This is a genomic window from Bradyrhizobium sp. LeoB3, from assembly GCF_055456055.1.
The window spans coordinates 578200-598455 of sequence record NZ_JBVBEF010000001.1 but is presented as its reverse complement, the minus strand read 5'-3'; the positions used below and the strand labels follow the sequence as shown (position 1 = coordinate 598455).

The 20256-nt window shown below is 64.4% G+C and carries 18 protein-coding genes; 3 read left to right on the top strand and 15 right to left on the bottom strand.

Annotated features, from left to right (window positions below; translation table 11 throughout):
- Positions 1-26 precede the first annotated feature (26 nt).
- The 11 genes from ACZXDY_RS02695 to ACZXDY_RS02645 form a co-directional block, all read right to left on the bottom strand.
- On the bottom strand, positions 27-968 hold the full coding sequence (locus tag ACZXDY_RS02695) for an efflux RND transporter periplasmic adaptor subunit (protein WP_464344363.1): 942 nt from the start codon (positions 966-968) through the stop codon (positions 27-29).
- A 2-nt stretch (positions 969-970) separates the two neighbouring features.
- Positions 971-1177, bottom strand: coding sequence for a DUF1656 domain-containing protein (locus ACZXDY_RS02690; RefSeq protein WP_028162150.1), 207 nt, complete (start codon positions 1175-1177; stop codon positions 971-973).
- Complete coding sequence (locus ACZXDY_RS02685; protein WP_464344362.1) at positions 1174-3228, bottom strand: FUSC family protein; 2055 nt, start codon at positions 3226-3228, stop codon at positions 1174-1176. The genes ACZXDY_RS02690 and ACZXDY_RS02685 overlap by 4 nt, the downstream gene beginning before the upstream one ends.
- A gap of 60 nt (positions 3229-3288) precedes the next feature.
- Complete coding sequence (gene cydB, locus ACZXDY_RS02680) at positions 3289-4275, bottom strand: cytochrome d ubiquinol oxidase subunit II (protein WP_464344361.1); 987 nt, start codon at positions 4273-4275, stop codon at positions 3289-3291.
- 2 nt (positions 4276-4277) lie between these two features.
- A complete protein-coding gene (locus ACZXDY_RS02675) occupies positions 4278-5690 on the bottom strand; it encodes a cytochrome ubiquinol oxidase subunit I (RefSeq protein ID WP_464344360.1) in 1413 nt (470 codons plus the stop codon).
- Between the two features lie 18 nt (positions 5691-5708).
- Positions 5709-7247, bottom strand: coding sequence for a malate dehydrogenase (quinone) (mqo, locus tag ACZXDY_RS02670; RefSeq protein WP_464344359.1), 1539 nt, complete (start codon positions 7245-7247; stop codon positions 5709-5711).
- A 40-nt stretch (positions 7248-7287) separates the two neighbouring features.
- Entirely contained in the window at positions 7288-7692 is a 405-nt protein-coding gene (locus ACZXDY_RS02665; protein ID WP_028162145.1) for a cupin domain-containing protein, read from the bottom strand.
- Between the two features lie 11 nt (positions 7693-7703).
- Positions 7704-9140 carry a class II fumarate hydratase gene (fumC, locus tag ACZXDY_RS02660; RefSeq protein WP_464344358.1) on the bottom strand — a complete coding sequence of 479 codons (1437 nt, stop codon included), beginning with the start codon at positions 9138-9140 and terminating at the stop codon, positions 7704-7706.
- Between the two features lie 267 nt (positions 9141-9407).
- A complete protein-coding gene (gene fdhD / locus ACZXDY_RS02655; RefSeq protein WP_051396524.1) occupies positions 9408-10265 on the bottom strand; it encodes a formate dehydrogenase accessory sulfurtransferase FdhD in 858 nt (285 codons plus the stop codon).
- Between the two features lie 54 nt (positions 10266-10319).
- Entirely contained in the window at positions 10320-10826 is a 507-nt protein-coding gene (locus ACZXDY_RS02650; protein WP_028162143.1) for a Dps family protein, read from the bottom strand.
- Positions 10827-11002: 176 nt separating this feature from the next.
- A complete protein-coding gene (locus ACZXDY_RS02645; protein WP_464344357.1) occupies positions 11003-11962 on the bottom strand; it encodes a GlxA family transcriptional regulator in 960 nt (319 codons plus the stop codon).
- A gap of 221 nt (positions 11963-12183) precedes the next feature.
- Here ACZXDY_RS02645 and ACZXDY_RS02640 point away from each other — a divergent pair, with 221 nt between their 5' ends.
- Together ACZXDY_RS02640 and ACZXDY_RS02635 are read left to right on the top strand one after the other, a co-directional pair.
- Positions 12184-12825 (top strand): HD domain-containing protein, encoded by a 642-nt coding sequence (locus ACZXDY_RS02640; RefSeq protein WP_464344356.1) that lies wholly within the window; start codon positions 12184-12186, stop codon positions 12823-12825.
- 166 nt (positions 12826-12991) lie between these two features.
- A complete protein-coding gene (locus tag ACZXDY_RS02635) occupies positions 12992-14581 on the top strand; it encodes a gamma-glutamyltransferase family protein (protein WP_464344355.1) in 1590 nt (529 codons plus the stop codon).
- 190 nt (positions 14582-14771) lie between these two features.
- Here ACZXDY_RS02635 and ACZXDY_RS02630 read toward each other — a convergent pair whose 3' ends face one another.
- Entirely contained in the window at positions 14772-15383 is a 612-nt protein-coding gene (locus tag ACZXDY_RS02630; protein ID WP_464344354.1) for a TetR/AcrR family transcriptional regulator, read from the bottom strand.
- 140 nt (positions 15384-15523) lie between these two features.
- Between ACZXDY_RS02630 and ACZXDY_RS02625 the strand changes: the two genes are divergently transcribed.
- Positions 15524-16303: a crotonase/enoyl-CoA hydratase family protein gene (locus ACZXDY_RS02625; protein ID WP_464344353.1), complete on the top strand. Its 780-nt coding sequence runs from the start codon at positions 15524-15526 to the stop codon at positions 16301-16303.
- A gap of 12 nt (positions 16304-16315) precedes the next feature.
- Here the strand turns inward: ACZXDY_RS02625 and ACZXDY_RS02620 are convergent, their stop codons facing one another.
- The 3 genes from ACZXDY_RS02620 to ACZXDY_RS02610 are packed head-to-tail and all read right to left on the bottom strand — an operon-like array spanning position 16316 to position 20110.
- Complete coding sequence (locus ACZXDY_RS02620) at positions 16316-18574, bottom strand: xanthine dehydrogenase family protein molybdopterin-binding subunit (RefSeq protein ID WP_464344352.1); 2259 nt, start codon at positions 18572-18574, stop codon at positions 16316-16318.
- A complete protein-coding gene (locus ACZXDY_RS02615) occupies positions 18564-19616 on the bottom strand; it encodes an FAD binding domain-containing protein (protein WP_464344351.1) in 1053 nt (350 codons plus the stop codon). The genes ACZXDY_RS02620 and ACZXDY_RS02615 overlap by 11 nt, the downstream gene beginning before the upstream one ends.
- Positions 19613-20110 (bottom strand): (2Fe-2S)-binding protein, encoded by a 498-nt coding sequence (locus ACZXDY_RS02610; RefSeq protein WP_464344350.1) that lies wholly within the window; start codon positions 20108-20110, stop codon positions 19613-19615. The genes ACZXDY_RS02615 and ACZXDY_RS02610 overlap by 4 nt, the downstream gene beginning before the upstream one ends.
- Between the last annotated feature and the right edge of the window lie 146 nt (positions 20111-20256).

Below are 20256 nucleotides of genomic sequence, written 5' to 3'. Positions count from 1 at the left end.
CAAAATAGCCAACCGGGATCGAAGGCCTAGCGGCCGACTTCCACACTGGCAGTGGTGCCGGCAACGAGGCGCACCCCGTCAGGCACATGATCGATGCGAATATGCACCGGGATCCGCTGCGCCAGCCGCACCCAGGTGAAGATCGGATTGACCGACGCGAGCCCGCCCTGCCCCGGCTGCGCATTGGTGACAGTGATGCCGCGCGAGACCCCGCCGACATGGCCACGGATGAGCTGGCTGTAGCCCATCAAGCGGACTGTCGCCGGATCATTGTCGCGAATCCTTCCAAGGCTCGTCTCCTCAAAATAGCCGTCGACCCAGAAGGAATCGGCGTCGACCAGCGAGACCAGGTTTTGGCCGATATTGGCGTAGTCGCCGCGCTGGGCCAGCAGATTCGTCACATAGCCATTGACGGGCGAGCGAACGGTGACACGGCTGAGATTGAGTTCCGCCTTGGAGACCATGGCCTGGCCCGCGGCGACAGCGGCTTGCAGTTGATGCAGCGAGCTTGCCGATTGCTGAAAGACGTCCGTCGACACCCAGCCTTCTCCGCGCAGCTTCGCCTGCCGTCCTTCGTTGGCGCGCGCGTAGTCGAGCGCGGCCTGGTCGCGCGCAACCTGAGCGCGGGCAGCGTCCAACGCGATCTGGTAGTCGTTCGGTTCGATCTCGAACAGCACGTCGCCCTTGCGCACCATCTGGTTGTCGGCGACCGGCAGGTTGACGATCCGCCCGGCAATCTCCGGCGCGACGGTCACGACATAGGCCCGCACCATGCCGTCGCGCGTCCACGGCCGCCCCATATAGACGTCCCACGCGAACCATCCCAACAACGCCGCCACCACGACAGCGCCCAGCGTGAGCAGTGCCGGGATCACGGAACTGAGCGATATCGTGCGGCTCGCCCCGCCTGCCGAAGAGCGCAGCAGAGCTTTCTCATCCCCCGCCAATCGCGTCTGAACTTCAGACATCGCTACACCTCAGCTACCACCAAAACCACGCATGAAAGCAGAATGATATAAATCGCGAGCACGAACAGCGCCGGATGCCAGACATGGCGCAGCAAGCCGAAGCCCGCCACCATCCGTCGCAACACGACCAGGATAAGCCAGGCCGCCACCATCAGCAACGAAAGCGGGGCGACGTAGACGCCAAACAGGTTGACTTCCGAAAAGCTCATGGCGGCGATGTTTCGAAATAGGTCTTATGTTGTGCGAGCGTTTCCGACAGCACGAGGATGCTGCCGCGCGCCCGCTCCCTGACGGGCAATCCCGGCGTCGTGGGCGCGACCGCGGCAAGCTTCGCATCGAAGTCTCCGAGGCGCTCGATCGCAGCCGCGATATCGGCTTGCGCGACCGCATCCAGTGCAACGGAGAACTCCTGATCAAGGTCGAAGCGACCGGCGACGGGACGAAGCCGGATGATGGCATTGCCCACCACCAGGGCCGACAGGAGATCAGAGCGTGCCGTCGGCTCGGTCTTTTCAGGGAGCGCCTGCAGGTAGTTGTAGATCCGTCCTTCCCACGCCTCCGATGTCAGTTGCAGCCGGTCGGTGGCAAGGCGCCGTAGTTCCCGCAGCGTCCGCCGCAGCAGACGGCGGACACGGAGCTCCGCCGACAGCGGCGGCACCATGCGGAACGCAAGCGCGGCCGCGCCGAGTCCCACGAAGATCGCCAGCGCGACATTGTAAAAGGCGAGCGTATTGTAGGTCATCTGGTTCGCCGGCCCGAGCAGCGGAATGAAAGTCGCGACCAGCGCGATGAAGACCGGCGGCAGCCAGGGTTGGGTCATCAGCGCACCGGCCGGAATGAGGACAAGCCCGATCACAAGGCAGAGGCCGGCGAAGGATGTCATCTGCGGCAGAAGCGCGAAGTTGGCGATAGCCGCGAGCACGGTGGTGATGGCGGCGCCGACCATGAACAGCATGGTGATGCCATAGGCCTGATCGGGCCGCGCCGAGAACAGGGTGAGCGCGATCGCCGCAAAGGCGACGGCAAGCGCGCCATTCGGCCACGCCGTCACGACCCAGAACAATTCGACCGCGGCGATCGCGGTGAATGCCCGTGCCGCATTGAGAAGCGAGGGAGCATAGTCCGGAACCGGAAACCTCTCATGCCGCCGCGCCCGAACGGGCTGCGCGGGATCAGTCAGCACGAGCAAGCCGCCAAACGCCCTTCGAAGCGCAAGCAGCGACCGCGCCGCCTCATCGACGATCAGCTTGATCGACGGCGTCGCACATCGCATCGCGAGCAATTCACGCACGGCTGCAGCACATGACCTGCGCAAACGCGCCGGATCGGTTTGTGCGATCGTCGCAACGCCGACGGATTGCGCCGTCAACTCCGTTGGAAAGCTGCGGGCGATCTGGCCGATTTCATGCCGCCCCTCTTCGCTTGGCAGCAGATCGAGATGGACGGCCACCCTTCGCCATGCGGACATTGCGCGGAGAAGACCAGTCGATGCCGACTCTAATTCCAGCATGTGATAGCGAACGTCATAGGACTCGCCGCCTGCCTCATCCATAAGGGGATCGAGAGCACCGATCCGCTGCGCCAGACCGAAGCCGATCCGGCGGGATCCCTCTCGCCTTTCCGACAACGTCGCGACGAGCTGAGCCAGGATTTCCGTCGCCAGCGCAGCCATCTCCTTCGCCAGCCGCCTTGGCGCATCGCCGAAATCCGTCATCGCCATCACCAGGCCCGAGCACACGATGCCGACGCAGATCTCGCTGGCGCGGTTCACCGCAAGCGTGAAGACCTCGCCATTGGCGCCACCGGTGGCGCCAAGCAGGTCGCTTGCGACGATTGCAGCGGTAAAGCCCGCGAGCGCTGCCGAATAGGACGCGAAATTGCGCAGCAGCGTTGCCACGAAAGCGCAGCCCGCGCTCCAAAGCGCCAGTCCAAGCAGGAATCCGACCCGCTGTTGCGGAAAGAGTGCTGCCAGCACCACGATCGCCACAGCGCCGATCGTCGTCCCGATCAGGCGAAACCAGCCCTTGCGTAGCGCAGCGCCAAGGTGCGGCTGGCTGGCGATCGCGGCCGATGCACCGGCCCAGGACGGAATCTCGAGCTGAAGCCAGAAGCTGAGATAGAGGGCGAGGCAAACGCTTGCCCACAAACGCAACCCAAACATCAGCGCCGACGCCGGAACGCGCAGCCGGTCGGCAAGCCGTCTTGCTTCGGGAAGCCGGCCCGCAGTCCAATCAAGCAGAAGCGACGCCGCCCTGGTCATCTGCCTCACCTATGCACATCGGGCAGACTGCGCGCTGATCTCAATCGAGCTCAGGCCGCATCAGTAATGATCGGTCATGGGACCGACCTTACCACGGAACACGCGGTAGCCGATCACGATGTAGAGCAGCATGAGCGGGAACACGAACAAGCCCTCGCCCCAGAACATGAAGGCGAGGCTGGAATGCGGCGCGGCCGCCTCCTCGATTGTGATGACAGAGGGGATCATATAGGGCCAGAACGACAGCGCCAGTGTCCCGAAGGCGGTAACGAAGATCGTCGCCACCATGTGGAACGGCCAGTAATCGTCGTGGCGGAGGATGCTGGTGGCAAGCACCAGTGCCGCCGCAGCACCGATCGCCGGAAACACGAACAGATAGGGCCTGTCGGTCCACCGCTGCAGGATCGGAAGATTCTCGGTGAGTGCATGGGCGAAGACGACGATCAGGAACACCAGCACGGCGATCGCAAGGACCGGGATCTGGCGGCGCGCAGTGGCGCGAACCGCCCCTTCGCTCTTCCGCACCAGCCAGCAGGCGCCGAGCAGCGCGTATCCGAGGCAAAGGCCGATACCGCACAATACGGCAAAGCCGGTCAGCCAGCCGAGCGCGCCGCCGGAATATTCGCCATTGGTGAACTCAAGTCCCTCGACCAGCGCGCCGACCATCGCGCCCTGCATGAAGCTCGCAACAAGCGAGCCACCGGAGAAGGCGACATCCCAGACCCAGCGCGAGGCCAGCGCCTTGTTGCGGAACTCGAACGCCACGCCGCGCAGGATCAATCCCAGCAGCATGACGATGACGGGGATGTAGAAGGCCGACAACAGGATCGCATAGGCGGCGGAAAACGCGCCCCACAGGATCACGCCAGCCACGACCAGCCAGGTCTCGTTGCCATCCCAGACCGGCGCGACCGTGTGCAGCATTTCGGCCCGATCCTTCTCGTTCTTGGCCAGGCCGAACAGCATGCCGACGCCGAGGTCGAACCCGTCGAGCAGGAGATAGATCAGGATACTGATTGCGAGCAGCGCTACCCAGAACATCACCATGTCTATTCTCCTGCACTGATGTAGCTGCGTGCGCCGACCGGGGGCTGATCGGCCATCGACATGGGCCGGTTCGGTGCCGCTTCGCGCGGCTCCGTGGTCGGAATTCCGGCCGGGCCGGCGCGCAGCAGGCGATAGATGTAGTAGGTGCCAAACGAAAAGATGAAGGCGTAGACCAGAACGAACAGGATCAGCGTGGTCAACGCGGCGGAGGCGGTGAGGAACGGCGTCATCGCATCAGCCGTGCGCAGCACGCCATAGACGGCCCAGGGCTGACGGCCGACTTCCGCGGTGTACCAGCCGGTGAGGATCGCGATCCACGGCAGCGGAAAGCTGAGAAAGATACCCCAGAGCAGCAGGCGGTTCCGCTCGAGCCGATGCTTGAGGCTGAGATAGGTCCCGAGCCAGGCCAGCCCCAGCATCACGAGACCGCAGCCGACCATGATGCGGAAGGTGAAGAACGGGATGATCACCGGCGGCCGGTCCTTTGGCGGGAATGTCGTCAGACCGACTTCCTTTGACGTCAAGCTCATGCTGCCGATGATGCTGCCGAGCACGGGAATGCTGATCGCGTATTTGTTGGACTCGGTGCTCGAATCGGGGACCGCGATCAGCACTTCGGAGGCGGGCTGCTCGTCGTGCCAACGGGCCTCGATCGCGGCGAATTTGGCCGGCTGATAATCGTGGACATAGTCGCCGACGAGGTGTCCGATGAAGAGCTGGATCGGAAGCAGCACCGCCGCAAGCGAAAGGCCCATGCGCAGCATCACCCGCGCCTCTACGTAATAGGTCCGTCGCATCAGGTACCACGCGCCGGTCGCCGCCACGCAGAACGCACCGGTCAGGTAAGAGGCGATCAGCATGTGCGGAAAGCGCACCCAGACCACGCGATTGAAGAGGATCGCCACCCAGTCGTCAGGCGCGAACTGTCCCTTCTCCAGGACATAGCCGACCGGCGCCTGCATCCAGCTATTGTTGACCATGATCCAAAACGCCGAAAGCGTCGTTCCCAGCGCCACCATGGCAGTGGAGAACAGATAGAACCATGGCGGCACGCGGTTGCGGCCGAAGATCAGGATGCCGAAGAAGCTCGCCTCCAGCATGAAGGCGGTGAACGTCTCGTACGACAATAGCGGCCCCTGGATCGGTCCCGACATCTTGGCCAGCACGCTCCAATTGGTACCGAACTGGAATCCCATGACCACGCCCGACACCACGCCCATGCCGAAGGCAACGCCGAAGATCTTGAGCCAGAACTCGAACAGTGTCCGGTACACCGGCTTGCCGGTACGCATGTGCATCGCTTCGAGCACGGTCAGCCACGCGGCCAGGCCGATCGTGAACGACGGGAAGATGATGTGAAAGGAGATGGTGAAGGCAAACTGCAATCGTGACAGGAGAAGTGCTGTGGCATCCATCGGAAGTCTCCTGCCTTCTCAAGCCCGTTGCGCTGCCGAGGTCGGCGTGGCGGCCGGCGGTGGAATGTTGTCGACCTTCAGAATTTTGGCGGTGGTCGCACGGATGCGCCGGCAGAAATCCGCATCATCGATCAGCGATATGCCGTAGGAGGGGATGATCTCTTTCAGCTTGGGCAGCCAGGCGTTCGCCGTGAGCTCGCCGGCAAAGCACTTCTCCAGCACGCTGATGGCGATGAAGGCCGCGGTCGAGGCGCCCGGCGACGCGCCAAGCAGCGCGACCAGCGAATGGTCAGCAGCGCCGACCAGTTCCGTGCCGAATTCGAGCAGTCCGCCGCGCTTGACGTCCGGCTTGATGATCTGGACGCGCTGGCCTGCGACCTGCAGCCGCCAGTCCTTGGGATCAGCGTTCGGATAATACTGGTCGAGCGTCGCCAGCCGATGGCTCTCGGACTGCAGCACCTGCCCGATCAGATATTCGGTCAGGTCGAAATTGTCGCGCGCCACCGCAAGCAGCGGTTCGACGTTGGCGGGCCGGATCGACTCGAATAAATCAAGCCGCGAGCCGTGCTTGAGGAACTTGCTGGAGAAGCCGGCATAAGGCCCGAACAACAGCGAGTGCTGCCCGCCGATGACGCGGGTGTCGAGATGCGGCACCGACATCGGCGGCGAGCCGACCGCAGCCTTGCCATAGACCTTGGCATGGTGACGCTTATTGACCGCGGGATCGTCGCAGCGCAGCCAGATTCCCGAGACGGGAAAGCCGCCATAGCCATTCCCTTCCGGAATGCCGGATTTCTGCAACAGCGGCAGCGCGCCGCCGCCGGCGCCGATGAACACGAACTTTGCCTTGACCGACCGTTTCTCGCCAGTGTCGGTATCGCGGACCTCGATCCGCCAACGACTGTCCTGATCGCGAATGAGATCGGTGACGGCGCTCTTGTAGTGGACAGCGCAGCCGGGCTGGCTGACGAGATGATGAACCAGATGATGGGTCAGCGAGCCGTAGTCGACATCGGTGCCGGTGATGATCCGCGTTGCAGCGACCGGATCGTCGCTACTACGGCCTTCCATCACCAGCGGCACCCAGTCGGCGATCTGCTTCGGATCCTCTGTGTACTCCATGCCCTCATAGCAATGATGGGCCGACATCGCCTTGAACCGCTTCCTGAGGAACTCGACATTGTCGGCGCCGGACACGAAGCTCATATGCGGCACCGGATGGATGAAGGAGCGCGGATCCGAGATCGCGCCCTTGCCGACAAGAAAGGACCAGAACTGCCGCGACAGATCGAATTCGACATTGACCTGCAGCGCTTTGGAAATGTCGACGCTGCCGTCGGGCCGCTCCGGCGTGTAGTTCATCTCGCAATTGGCGGCGTGCCCGGTGCCGGCATTGTTCCAGGCGTCCGAGCTTTCCAGCCCGCAATCCTCCAAGACCTCGAACATCGAGATGGTGAGTTGCGGCTCCAGTTCCTTGAGGAAAACGCCCACCGTAGCGCTCATGATGCCTGCGCCGATGAGGACGACGTCCGGCTCACCAGTGGGGGTGCTCTGCATGGATATCTCCTTCCGGGTTGATATCGCTGTCCTGAACGTCTCACGCCGAGGCGGGCTGCTGCTCCTTGGAGCGGAACGGCACATGCGCACCGGGCCGCAGCACCACATAGGCGCGGCGCCAGGATGAATTGTCGGTCAGTTTCCAGCTATGTCCGGAGCCGGCAGTGTCTTCCGCCAGCAGGATGTCGCCGGGATGCAGCAGGAAGTGCTCGCCATCGCGGGTCTGGAACTCCAGCGTCCCGGAGAGCGTGATCACCAATTGGCGGATCGGCGCGGTGTGCCAGGCGAACGCGCCGCCCGATGCCGTCTCCTGGAAGGAGATGGTGACGGCGTCGGCCTTGCTGCTGAGCCAATCGCCGCGCTGGCCCGGCTCGAGCTCGATGAGCCCATCCTCGAAATGCGAATTGCTGTCCTCACCGGTCCATAACCTGACGCATCTGATCATGCTGCGCTCCTTCAGCTCGTCGGTGTGCCGGCTTTGACCGGCGCGTTGCCTTGGGCCACATAGGGCTTGACCATCTTGGCGGGATCGACGACGCGGTCGAATTCCGGCTCGCTGACGAAGCCGAGCTTCAGCGCCGCCGCCTTCAGCGTGAGATCGTTGTCCATCGCGTAGTGCGCGATCGCCGACGCCTTGTCGTAGCCGATCACAGGCGCGAGCGCGGTGACCAGCATCAGCGAGCGCTCGACATATTCCTTGATCTTTTTCTCGTTGGGCTTGGTGCCCTCGACCAGGAACTTGCGGAAATTCGTGCAGCCGTCGGTCAGGATCGTGATCGACTGGGCGATGTTGTGGATCATCAGCGGCTTGTAGACGTTCATCTCCAGATAGCCGCTGGCGCCGCCGAACCCGACCGCAACGTCGTTCGCCATCACCTGCACCGCGATCATCGTCAGCGCCTCGGCCTGGGTCGGGTTGACCTTGCCCGGCATGATCGAGGAGCCCGGCTCGTTCTCCGGGATCATCAGTTCGGCAAAGCCGGCGCGCGGACCGCAGGACATCAGGCGGATGTCGTTGCCGATCTTGTAGAGCGAGACCGCAAGCGTGCGCAGCGTGCCGGAAAGCTGCACCAGCGCATCATGCGCGCCCTGCACGGTGAACTTGTTGGGCGCACTGACGAACGGCAACCCGCTCAGGCGCGCGATCTCGGCGGCGACGGCCTCGGCAAAGCCCGGCGCGGCATTGATGCCGGTGCCCACGGCAGTGCCGCCAAGCGCCAGCCGAAACACGCCCTTGAGCGCGTCCTCGATCCGCGCAAGGTCATCGGCGAGCATGCCGGCATAGCCCGACCATTCCTGGCCGAGGGTCAACGGCGTCGCATCCTGCATGTGGGTGCGGCCGATCTTGACCACGTCGTCCCACTGTTTGGCTTTGGCATCGATCGCGTCGTGCAGGGCCTCCACCGCCGGAACAAGGCGTTGCGTCACGTTGACGGCGGCCGCGATATACATGGCGGAAGGAAAACTGTCGTTCGAGGATTGCGACATGTTGACGTGATCGTTCGGATGAACCGGATGCTTGCTGCCGAGCGGCGTGCCTGCGAGCTGGCAGCACCGGTTCGAGATCACCTCGTTGACGTTCATGTTGAATTGCGTGCCGCTGCCGGTCATCCAGACGTGCAGCGGAAACATGTCGTGATGCTGGCCCTGCAGGATCTCGTCGCAGACATGGACGATCAGCTTGTGGACCTTGGCATCGAGCCGCTTGCCGGCATGGTTGGCGTTCGCGGCGGCCTTCTTCAGGATCGCATAGGACTGGATCATCTCGCGCGGCATCAGGTCCTTGCCGATGCTGAAGTGCTCGAGCGAACGCTGGGTCTGGGCGCCCCAGAGCTTATCGGCGGGGACTTCGACTTCACCAAGACTGTCGGTTTCCTTGCGGAAGTCACTCATGATCGCCTCTCTTTACGCGCGGTTCGAAAAGCAAGCATCGGCGTTGCGGCAAGGCTACGTGCGGGGTCGCGTACAGGCTTCCTGAAACGAACGTCTTTTACGGAATTGCATGTCAGCACTGCGCTGCGACAATTTTCGCGAATTTCCGTCGTCACGAGCAAGAACGACGCGCCAGCGCGGAAGGCCGCGCACAGGCACATCAGTACAAACGGCTACGCTTGCCGCTATCGCCGATAATGTTCACTTTGGCCGAGGCCGCGAAAGCATTCACGCCGTCGCAAAGCCATCGCCTGTCTCAACGGAACGGCGACGCATTCCCGGCGCGAAGACAACACGGTCGGGATGCGTGAACACTTCGTAGCCGTCGTCGCGCGCAATGGCGATCAAGGTGATCCCCGCTTCGTCAGCGGTCTTGATCGCGAGCGTCGTCGGTGCGGAAACGGCGACGATGACGGGCGCACCGATCATGGCGGTCTTCTGCACCATCTCGACCGAGATGCGGCTCGTGAGCAGAATGGCGCCGTTCGAGACCGACCTGTTGTGGCGGATCAGTGCGCCGGCGAGCTTGTCGAGCGCGTTGTGGCGGCCGACATCCTCGCGCACCGGGCCGACGCCGCCATCGGCCTGCCAGAAACCGGCCGCATGCACGGCGCGGGTTTTCTGGTTGAGGTCCTGCAGCGAGGGAAGCGCACCCATGGCTTCCAGGAGATCGCGGGCATCGAACGTCGCGTCCTTCTTCACCCTGGGAACCGCGCGCCTCGCCTGCACCAGGCTTTCGATGCCGCAAAGACCGCAACCGACGGGGCCCACCGAGGCACGGCGCCGCGCGAACAAGGCCGCGGTCCGATTTTCTGCAAGCCAGATCCGGACCTCGATGCCGAGATCAGTCTCGATCAGATCGAGACTCCTGATCTCCTCAGCGCGGGCAACGATGCCCTCCGTCACGGCGAAGCCGACGCCGAAATCCTTCAGATCGGCAGGCGTCGCCATCATCACGGCATAGGTCGATCCGTCGAAGGTCAGCGCGATGGCGGTCTCTTCCGCCACCGCTCGCGACGAAGAGCTCGCGCGGCCGCCCCGCCAGTTCAGGCCGGTTCGTTCGATGAAAGCACCATCGGCGGCCATGATCACCTCAGCTCGGGTTCGGCATCGAATTCGCGGCGGGCTACACGGCTCAGGTCAGGAGTTCCTGTTCCGCGTCGCCTCATAGAGGAACCAGGTCCGGCGCTCGGTCTCGTCGATCCAGTTTTCCAGCAAGCTCGCGGTGGCGACGTCGCCATATTCGTCACAGACATTGTGAACCTGGCGCATCTCCCGCGTGAGCTGTTGGTTGTCGCTGCCCAGTTCGGCGAGCATGTCCTGCGGATCGACATAGTCGGCGTCGTTGTCGAGGATGCGCTGCTGGCGTGCGATCTGACCGATCGAGCGGATCGTGGTGCCGCCGATCTTGCGCGCGCGTTCGGCGATCGGGTCGGTCATCGCGAAGATCTGGTCGGATTGCTCGTCGAGCAGAAGATGGTAATCGCGGAAGTGCCTGCCCGACATATGCCAGTGGAAGTTCTTGGTCTTGACATAGAGCGCGAACACATCGGCCAGCAGGGCGCTGAGCGCGGCTGAGATATCGCGAGTCGCCTCGGCCTTGAGGTCGGTCGGGCTCTGCAATTCGGGGCGCGTGGACTTGAGCATTCGTGCCATCCTTGTTTCTTGGTCGGCGGCCGCAGCGCTTCCGGGCCGTCCTCGACGGTTGCGATACCGTGCATCTCAGAGCGTATCTTTCCAGAGCCTGCGGACTCTTTCGGATTCGCACGGATTTCGAGACATTCTTCCGAATTGGCTGCGAAACCCGCGCAGAACGGGGCGGGTCAGACTTTGCGAAAGCTTGCGCGGTACTGGCTCGGCGTGATCCCGAGGCGCTTGACGAACACGACGCGCATATGCTCGGCGCTGCCAAAGCCGCTTTCATGCGCGACCACTTTCAGCGCAAGGTCGGAGCCTTCGAGGCGGTTGCGCGCGGCATCGACGCGCGCGCTTTCGACGAATTCGGCCGGCGTCACATTGGTCTCGCGCTTGAACGCGCGCGCAAAACTGCGTGCGCTCATTCCGGCGACCTGCGCCAGCACCTCAACACCGTTCCGCTCACGCAAATGCGCCATCACATGAGTATGGACGCGCGCGATCGGCGAATCCTTCTCGGCCGGCGGCACGAGATAGGGACTGAACTGGGATTGCCCGCCCTGCCGCTGCGCCACCACGACGAGCCGCTTGGCGACCGCGAGAGCGACTTCCGGCCCGTGATCATCCTGCACGATCGCGAGCCCGAGATCGATTCCTGCCGTGACGCCGGCCGAGGTGAGCAGCGGCCCGTCGCGGAGATAGATGCGATCGAACTCGACCTTCGCCTTCGGGAACTGGCTGGCAAGACTAGGCGCATTCTGCCAATGCGTCGTGACCGTCTTGCCGTCGATCAGGCCGGCATGGCCGAGCGCGAACGCGCCGGTGCAGATTGAGCCATATTGCTGACAGCGCGAGGCCCTCTCGCCAAGCCAGTCGACAAGCCGTGGATCCGGCGGCGTGGTCGGAAGCGCCGGTCCGCCGGCGACCAGCGCGAGATCGAACGCCTGCTCCGCATCGGCAAACGTCATCTCCGGCGTGATCGACATCCCGTTAGACGCGCGGTACGGTTGCCGTTCGGCACCGATCAGCGTGAGGACGTAGCCGCGATCCGTTCCGACGAACGCGTTAGTCTCGGCGAACACGTCAAGCGGGCCAGCGACATCGAGCGCCTGCACTCCCGGAAAGATAGCCAGCGCGACCGCCTTCATCGACCAACAATCCAGTTGATGCGCGTGGATGCGCGCCATGACTATGCATGCAATCCTGCCAGCCGGCCATGCATTTCAGCCAGCGGCTTCTTGCACGAACGCCATCGGCAGAAAAGCATGGTGTTTTGACGGTTTCGCAGGGATCGGCGGCGTTGTTCGCGCCAACGTAAAGCGTCAATTGTCAGGTGAGCTATTCACCAAGACCATAAGGACATCAGATCATGACCAGGATCATTGCCGGTATCACCGTTCCCGACAGCAAGCTGGCGCGCGAGGTCGACGAACTGGTTCGCGACACCGAATCCGAACTGCTCTACCACCATTCCAATCGCGTCTTCCTGTTCGGCGCGCTGGCCGGGCAGCGTCGCGGGCTGAAGGTCGATCATGAACTGCTCTATGTCGGCGCGATGTTCCACGACATGGGCTTGCAGGCACCCTATGCCAGCACAAGCGAGCGTTTCGAGGTCGACGGCGCCAATGCCGCCGCAAGCTTCCTCCGCGCCCATCGCATCAATGAGCGCGACGTCGAGGACGTCTGGGACGCGATCGCGCTGCACACCACGCCAGGCATCCCGCAGCACAAGCGGCCGGTGGTGGCGCTGGTGACGGCCGGCGTCGAGATGGATGTGCTGGGGCTGGATTTTGACTCCTTCACGGCCGCACAGCGCCATGAGGTCTGCGCCCACCATCCGCGCGGCCACGACTTCAAGAACGGCATCATCGATGCGTTTGCGGCCGGCACGATCAAGAAGCCGCAGACGACTTTCGGCAACGTCAAGGCGGACGTGCTGGCGCTGCGCGACCCGACCTACCACCGGATCAATTTCTGCGACGTCATCCTGAACTCGAAATGGTCGGAATAACGAAAGCATCTCCTCGATGCGAACCGATTGAACCGAGAAGGATTGACAGCTCACCACCTATGCGGATTCGGCCTGAACCTCCGATCTGGCGGCTGGTTGCCTAACCCTGCGGTGCCCGGCATGCTAGGCCTCCTCGATCCCTCCCTGCGAAGGCCTGAACACCGCAATGTCCGACCAGTTCTCCAACACCCAGCAGATCCGCAAACCGGCCGTCACCTCCAAGGGCGGCATCGTCGCCGCGCAATCGCGAAGGGCTGCCGAGGTCGGCGCGGCCGTGCTGGCGGCGGGCGGCGATTGCGTCGATGCCGTGGTCGCGACCACCTTTGCGCTCGGCGTGGTGGAGCCCTGGATGAGCGGGATCGGCGGTGGCGGCGCCATGGTGCTCTACCGCGCCCGCGAAAACCGCTATGAGGTGATCGACTACGGCATGCGGGCCCCGAACAGCCTTCGCATCGAGGACTATCCGCTGACCGGCGACGGCACCGCTTCCGACCTGTTTCCCTGGGCGCGGGTGAAGGACGACCGCAACCTGCATGGCCCCGGCTCGGTCGCGGTGCCCGGCGTGGTGGCAGGCATGGAGGAGGCGCATCGCCGCCATGCCAAATTGCCGTGGAAGGACTTGCTCAAGCCGAGCGTCGATCTTGCCGGCGAAGGCCTGTTGGTCGATTGGTGGACCACGCTGATGATCGCGAGTTCAGCCGCCGACCTCCGCCGCTATCCGGCGAGCGCGGCCGCCTATCTGCAGGATGGCCTGCCGCCGAATGCGCAATGGGGCATCAAGTCGGTGGTGCGGCTGCCGCAGGACCGGCTGAAGGCAACCATGGCGCAGCTTGCCGCCGAAGGACCGCGCGACTTCTATGAGGGCGGCCTGGCGCGCAGCATCGCCGCCGACATCCGGGACAGCGGCGGCGCACTGTCGGTCGAGGATCTGGCTGCGTTCCGCGCGCATGTGCGCGAGCCGCTGCGCATCCCCTATCGCGGCGGCTACGTCTATGCGACGCCCGAACTGACCGCAGGGCCGACGCTCGCGCATACGCTGCGTTTGCTGCAGCAGAGCGTCCAACCCTCGCCCTCCCCGGAGGCCGCCGCCTACACGGCTTACGCACAGGCGCTGCAGACCGCCTATCGCGAACGCCTGCAAGGCATGGGCGATGCCGATGGCCGCCGCTCGCTCGGCGCGGAAGCGGTCGCGCCCGCCTGCACCACGCATTTCTCCGTCGTCGACCGCGATGGCAACATGGCGGCGGTGACGCAAACGCTGCTGTCGACCTTCGGCTCCAAATTCGTGACGCCACAGACCGGCATCACCATGAACAACGGCATCATGTGGTTCGATCCGACGCCGGGCACGCCGAATTCGCTGGCGCCGGGCAAGCGCTGCCTGACCAACTATACGCCGGTCGTGGCGCAGGCTGCTGACGGCCGGCGCCTCGCCGTCGGCGCCTCAGGTGGCCGGCGGATTCTTCCGGCGGTGACGCAGCTTCTCTCCTTCGTGATGGATTTCGGCATGAACCTCGATGCCGCGATCCATCAGCCGAGGATCGACGCCAGCGAAGGCGCAATCGTGATCGGCGATGCGCGGCTGCCACCAGCGGCGCGGGAGGCGCTGCGCGCACGGTTCGACTATGAAGAAGCGCGGATGCAGACGATGCCGCTGAAATTCGCTTGCCCCAGCGTCGTGCTGCGCGACGGCGCCAGCAACAGCGGCGCCGCGGAGCCGTTCCACGCCTGGAGCGAAGCGGTGGCGGAAGGTTGATGTCTCTCTCTTCACCTCTCCCATCGGGAGAGGTCGGCGCGCAGCGCCGGGTGAGGGGTTACGGTTTCTCATGGGCACTCGAGCCCCTCACCCGAATCGCATCTTGCGATGCGATCCGACCTCTCCCCGATGGGGAGAGGTTTTGCACCTCCCGCATAGCACCAACTCGATCTCATCTCATCGGCTCAATTCAACCCGATATCGCCGCCGACAGTACCGCTTCGAGTTCCTGCCTGACATCGTCGAGCGGCTGCGCGTTGCGGGCGGCGCGGCACAGCGCGAGCGCGCCCTCGATCGAGGCGACGACCAGCGCGGCCAGCCGCCGCGCGCGGGCCGGCGTCACGCCGTCGCGGCGCAGCGCGGCGATCATGATCTGCTGCCAGTCCGCGAACACGCCGTCGGCGAGATCGAGCAAGTGGCGCTGCGCGGCTTCGTCCGGCGCTCCCGCATTGTCCATGGCGTCGGAGACATATTGCTCGACCGCCACGGCGAGCACCGGGCAACCGGCCTGAAACCTGCTGCGCTCGAGAATTTTTCGCCACAATGCGATGAAGGCGCGCAAGCCATCGATCGTGCCGCGCTCGCGCGTGAACTGCTCCAGCGGCTTGCTCACCTGTGCGCCGGCATAGACGATCGCATCTTCGATCAATTGCTGCTTGCCGCGTGGAAAATGATGGCTGATCGAGCCGCGCGGCGTGCCGGTATGGCGGACCACCTCGCGCATGCTGGTGGCGTTGACGCCACGGCGGCTCAAGAGGTCGGCCGCTCCCGCCACCATCTTTGCTCTCGTGCTGGAAGTCATCCTTGCCTCTCGGATTCGTCGATCCAGACTAGACTATGACACTTGACATAGCCAGCCCCGATATGCAGCTATGTCAGGCGTCATAGGCGACCGGACGAGAGTGGCGCGATGACGAATGCTGACAACGAAAGGGAGGGTACATGACCACGCCAGGCAGCATCCGGACTGAAGCACACGACCACATCTTCAAGATCGTCATCGACAACCCGGCCAAGAAGAACGCCTTTTCGCCCGCGATGATGGAGCAGCTCTCGGACGCGGTGACCGAGTTGCACAACAACGAGACCTATTGGGTCGGCGTCATCTGCGCCGAAGGCAAGGATTTCACCGCAGGTCTCGACATGCCGAAATTCTTCGGTCCCACCGCCGAGAAGCGCAACATCAAGGAGGGCAATGTCGACGCGTTCGGCCTTTCCAAGCGCTGCAGGAAACCGATCGTCACGGCAGTCCAAGGCATCGTGTTCACGATCGGCATAGAGCTGATGCTGGCAGGCGACATCGTCGTTGCCGCCGATGACAGCCGGTTCTGCCAGATGGAGGCAAAGCGCGGAATCGCGCCCCTCGGCGGCGCACATTTCCGCTTCCTGTCGCGCACCGGATGGGGCAATGCGATGTATCACCTGTTCCTGTGCGACGAATTCACGGCGCAGCGCGCCCGCGAGATCGGCCTGGTCCAGGAAGTGGTGCCGGCGGGCCAGCAGATCGCCCGCGCGATGGAGCTTGCCGCCGCGATCGCGCGCAACGCGCCGCTCGGCATCCAGGCGAGCAAGGAAGCAGCCGCGAAATATATCGAGGGCGGCGAGGCCGCTGCGATCGCCTTTATCCCGTCGATCCGCGAACGCGTCCTGAACAGCGCCGACGCCCGCGAAGGCATTCAATCCTTCATCGAGCGGCGGGCTGCGGTGTTCCAGGGACGCTGACGCGGCTGTACTCTAAAGCCGCGTCAGAAGATCATCGATCCGGATCGGGAAGCGGCGCACGCGAACGCCGGTGGCGTGCCATACCGCATTGGCGACCGCACCGGCGCTGCCGGTGACGCCGATCTCGCCGACGCCCTTGATGCCGAGCGCATTCACATGCGGATCGTGCTCGTCGACCGTCAGCACATCGAGCGACGGCACATCGGCATTCACAGGGATATGGTACTCGGCGAGGTTCGCGTTCAGGATGCGGCCGGAACGGTGGTCCATCACGGCTTCCTCGTGCAGCGCGAACGAGACGCCCCAGATCATGCCGCCGAAGAGCTGGCTCTGCACCATCAGCGGATTGATAATGCGGCCGGCTGCAAAGGCGCCAACCAGGCGCGTGACGCGGACCTGGCCGAGTTCGGGATCGACCTTCACCTCCGCGAACACAGCGCCATGCGCATGCATGGCATAGTTCGACTGCGCTGCCGGATCGGCCGCGCCGCCACCGCTGGCTTCGATCTCGGCGACGCCGGCGCGCGTGAGGATGTCGGCATAGCTCTCGCTGCGCGCTTCATCGTCGCGGCGGAACAGCCGCCCTTCCCGCGCGATCACGCCGGCATTGCCGGCGCCGAACAGCGGCGAGCGCTGGTCATTGGTCGCGAGATCGGCGAGCTTTGTGATCACCGCCGCGCCGGCACTGTGGATCGCAGCACCGGCGGTCGCGGTATGGGCCGAGCCGCCGGCAATGCCCGCGTCCGGCAGATCCGACGTGCCCGACCTGAATTCGACCTGGTCGATGCCGAGGCCGAGTCCGTCTGCCGCGATCTGGGCGAGCGCGGTCCACGCGCCCTGCCCCATGTCATGCGCGCCGGTCTCCATCACGCCGGAGCCGTCGCTGCGGATCACGGCGCGCGCCTGCGCCTGGAACATCAGCGCCGGAAAGGTCGCGGTGCCCATGCCCCACCCGACCAGGAAACCATCATCGTCGTGCATCTGCCGCGGCGCGAGCGGACGCCCTGCCCAACCGAAGCGTTCGGCACCCTTGGCATAACACTGCCGCAGCGCCTTCGAGGAGAACGGCTTTCCGGAGATCGGCTCGACCTCGGCGTAGTTCTTCAGGCGAAAATCGAGCGGGTCCATTCCGCACGCCACCGCGATCTCGTCGATGGCACTCTCGAGCGCGATCGAGCCGGTCGCCTCTCCCGGCGCGCGCATGAACAGTGGCGTGCCGGTATTGACGCGCACCGCTTCATGCGAGGTCTTGATCGCGGGGCTTGCATAGAGCGTGTGCGAGGCGTCGGCGGCCGGCTCGTAGAAATCATCGAACGTGCTGGTCGTGACCTTGGCGTGATGATCGATCCCGGTCAGGCGACCTTCGCCGTCGGCGCCGATGCGCAGCGTCTGCCGGGTCGGCGGACGATGGCCGACCGGGCCGTACATCTGGTCACGGCGCAGCACGAGCTTGACCGGACGTCCCACCAGCTTGGCCGCCATGATGCCCAGCACTTGCGGCCCGGAGACCAGTCCCTTCGAGCCGAAACCACCGCCGAGGAACGGGCTGCGGATATGAATATTGCCAGGCGGAATGCCGAGCAATCCGCCGAGCCGCATCTGTGCCATCGCCATGCCCTGGCTCGGCGTATCGATCGAGAGCTTGTCGCCGTCCCAGGCCGCGACCATCGCGTGCGGCTCCATCGCATTGTGATACTGCGCCGGCGTTTCATACGTCGCCTCGATGCGGTTCGATGCACCGGCGAGCGCAGCATCGACATCGCCATGCCGGACCTCGGCCGGATTGCCGATACCGACCACCGGCGGCACATAGCTCTCGGCACCATCAAGGCCGACCCGCGCGGACTCGATGTGATATTGCGGCGACAGCAGTGCCGCGCCTTCGGTCGCGGCTTCCAGCGTCTCGGCGATCACGACCGCTATCGCCTGGTTCGCATAGCGCACCTCGTCGTTCTGCAGGAGCTCCATCTTGAATGCGAAAGGATTGGGCTTGCCGTCCGGATCTTCGGCAAGCGGCGGCTTGTGCGAGGGCGTCATCACGTCGACGACGCCGGGATAGCGCTTGGCGGCATCGACATCGAGGGAGGTCACACGGCCGCGCGCGATGGTGGAGACGGCGATCACGGCATAGAGCATGCCCGCCGGGTGATTGTCGGCGGCATAGCGGGCCTGGCCCTTGACCTTCAGGACGCCGTCGCGGCGGGTCAGCGGCTGGCCGATATTCGAGCCGTGCCTGAGATGGGCAGGATCGCGGGTGAGCTCAAGCGACATGGCGCACTCCTGATGAGAAGGGAGAGCCGGGAAGCGCGGGAATGCGCGCCGGCGTGCCCGCGGTGGCGAGTGTCAACGCCCGCACCACGATACGCTCTGCGAGTTCGATCTTGAACGCGTTGTCGCCGGACGGCTTTGCATCGGCAAGCGCGATGCGCGCAGCCTCGCGGAAGCCCGCAGCATCGGGCGTAACGCCGGCAAGACTCTGCTCCGCGGCCCGCGCGCGCCAGGGCTTTGCCGCGACGCCGCCGAGCGCGAGCCGTGCCTCGCGGATCAGACCTTGCTCCAGCCGCAGGCTCGCGGCGGCCGATACGACCGCGAATGCATAGGAGGTGCGTTCGCGAACCTTGATATAGCGTGCATGCGCGGCAAAGCCGCGTGCCTCCGCCGGCAGCCGCAGCGCGACGATCAGATCACCGCGCTCGAGCAAAGTCTCCCGCTGCGGCGTGTCGCCGGGCAGGCGGTGCAGCGCCTCGAGCGCGACCTCGCGCCGCCCGCTCTTGCCCTCGATCTCGACGACTGCATCCAGCGCAACCAGCGGGACGCAAAAATCGGAAGGATGCGTGGCGATGCAGGCTTCGCTCCAGCCGAGCACGGCATGCAGCCGGTTTTCGCCATGGCGTGCATCGCAGCCGGCGCCGGGCCAGCGCTTGTTGCAGGCACTGGGGGCGTCGTAGAAATAGGCACAGCGCGTCCGCTGCAGCACGTTGCCGCCGACAGTCGCGGCATTGCGAAGCTGCGCGGAAGCGCCCGACAGCAGCGCCTCGGCCACTGACGGAAAGGCGCGGGCGAACTCCGCATCATGCGCGAGATCTGCATTGCGGACCAGCGTGCCGATCCGGACGCCGCCGTCGGCAAGATATTCGACGCGGTCCAGCCCCGGCAGGCGCGTGACGTCGACCAGCCGGCTCGGATGGCAGACACCGCCCTTCATGAGGTCGAGCAGATTAGTGCCGGAAGCAAGATAAGTGGCGCCCTTCTCGGACGCGGCCGCGACCGCCTCGGCGATGGTGGCGGGCCTGACGTAATCGAACTTCATCATGCGGAGCGCCTCTGTTCGGAGTTCGCGAGAGTTTGTTGGGCCTCAAGCACGGCTTCGGTGATGCCGGCATAGGCACCGCAACGGCACAGATTGCCACTCATGCCTTCGCGCACGCGCTCGGGATCATCGCCGGCCTGGCCTTCGGTGATCAGTCCGATTCCGCTCATGATCTGTCCGGGCGTGCAGAAGCCGCATTGAAAGGCGTCATGCGCGATGAAGGCGGCCTGCACCGGATGGAGTTGGTCGCCATGCGCGACACCTTCGATGGTGAGGATGTCGGCGCCGTCCTGGCTCACCGCCAAGGCGAGGCAGGAATTGATGCGCCGCCCGTCGACCAGGACGGTGCAGGCGCCGCACTGGCCGCGGTCGCACCCCTTCTTGGTGCCGGTCAGATCAAGACGTTCGCGCAACAGATCGAGCAGGGTGACGCGAGGGTCGTCGAGCTCGATCTCCCGCCGCACGCCGTTCACGGTGAGGCTGATGGAGAAATTCATGCAGGGCTCCGATCAGTGCTATGGTGGAATTGTTACAGTGGTAATGCGCCGCCGGCGTCCGCCAATGTGTTGATCGGCGGACCTTTGCAGGCCGGGTACTCATCGCATATACGGAGGCATCCTCCGTTTTACAAGGGAGGGGAAAT

What these genes read in the sequence shown, in the direction of transcription:
- ACZXDY_RS02695 (WP_464344363.1), bottom strand. Translation starts at nt 968, where the DNA reads ATGTCTGAAGTTCAGACGCGATTGGCGGGGGATGAGAAAGCTCTGCTG.
- ACZXDY_RS02690 (WP_028162150.1), bottom strand. Translation starts at nt 1,177, where the DNA reads ATGAGCTTTTCGGAAGTCAACCTGTTTGGCGTCTACGTCGCCCCGCTT.
- ACZXDY_RS02685 (WP_464344362.1), bottom strand. Translation starts at nt 3,228, where the DNA reads ATGACCAGGGCGGCGTCGCTTCTGCTTGATTGGACTGCGGGCCGGCTT.
- cydB (WP_464344361.1), bottom strand. Translation starts at nt 4,275, where the DNA reads ATGGTGATGTTCTGGGTAGCGCTGCTCGCAATCAGTATCCTGATCTAT.
- ACZXDY_RS02675 (WP_464344360.1), bottom strand. Translation starts at nt 5,690, where the DNA reads ATGGATGCCACAGCACTTCTCCTGTCACGATTGCAGTTTGCCTTCACC.
- mqo (WP_464344359.1), bottom strand. Translation starts at nt 7,247, where the DNA reads ATGCAGAGCACCCCCACTGGTGAGCCGGACGTCGTCCTCATCGGCGCA.
- ACZXDY_RS02665 (WP_028162145.1), bottom strand. Translation starts at nt 7,692, where the DNA reads ATGATCAGATGCGTCAGGTTATGGACCGGTGAGGACAGCAATTCGCAT.
- fumC (WP_464344358.1), bottom strand. Translation starts at nt 9,140, where the DNA reads ATGAGTGACTTCCGCAAGGAAACCGACAGTCTTGGTGAAGTCGAAGTC.
- fdhD (WP_051396524.1), bottom strand. Translation starts at nt 10,265, where the DNA reads ATGGCCGCCGATGGTGCTTTCATCGAACGAACCGGCCTGAACTGGCGG.
- ACZXDY_RS02650 (WP_028162143.1), bottom strand. Translation starts at nt 10,826, where the DNA reads ATGCTCAAGTCCACGCGCCCCGAATTGCAGAGCCCGACCGACCTCAAG.
- ACZXDY_RS02645 (WP_464344357.1), bottom strand. Translation starts at nt 11,962, where the DNA reads ATGAAGGCGGTCGCGCTGGCTATCTTTCCGGGAGTGCAGGCGCTCGAT.
- ACZXDY_RS02640 (WP_464344356.1), top strand. Translation starts at nt 12,184, where the DNA reads ATGACCAGGATCATTGCCGGTATCACCGTTCCCGACAGCAAGCTGGCG.
- ACZXDY_RS02635 (WP_464344355.1), top strand. Translation starts at nt 12,992, where the DNA reads ATGTCCGACCAGTTCTCCAACACCCAGCAGATCCGCAAACCGGCCGTC.
- ACZXDY_RS02630 (WP_464344354.1), bottom strand. Translation starts at nt 15,383, where the DNA reads ATGACTTCCAGCACGAGAGCAAAGATGGTGGCGGGAGCGGCCGACCTC.
- ACZXDY_RS02625 (WP_464344353.1), top strand. Translation starts at nt 15,524, where the DNA reads ATGACCACGCCAGGCAGCATCCGGACTGAAGCACACGACCACATCTTC.
- ACZXDY_RS02620 (WP_464344352.1), bottom strand. Translation starts at nt 18,574, where the DNA reads ATGTCGCTTGAGCTCACCCGCGATCCTGCCCATCTCAGGCACGGCTCG.
- ACZXDY_RS02615 (WP_464344351.1), bottom strand. Translation starts at nt 19,616, where the DNA reads ATGATGAAGTTCGATTACGTCAGGCCCGCCACCATCGCCGAGGCGGTC.
- ACZXDY_RS02610 (WP_464344350.1), bottom strand. Translation starts at nt 20,110, where the DNA reads ATGAATTTCTCCATCAGCCTCACCGTGAACGGCGTGCGGCGGGAGATC.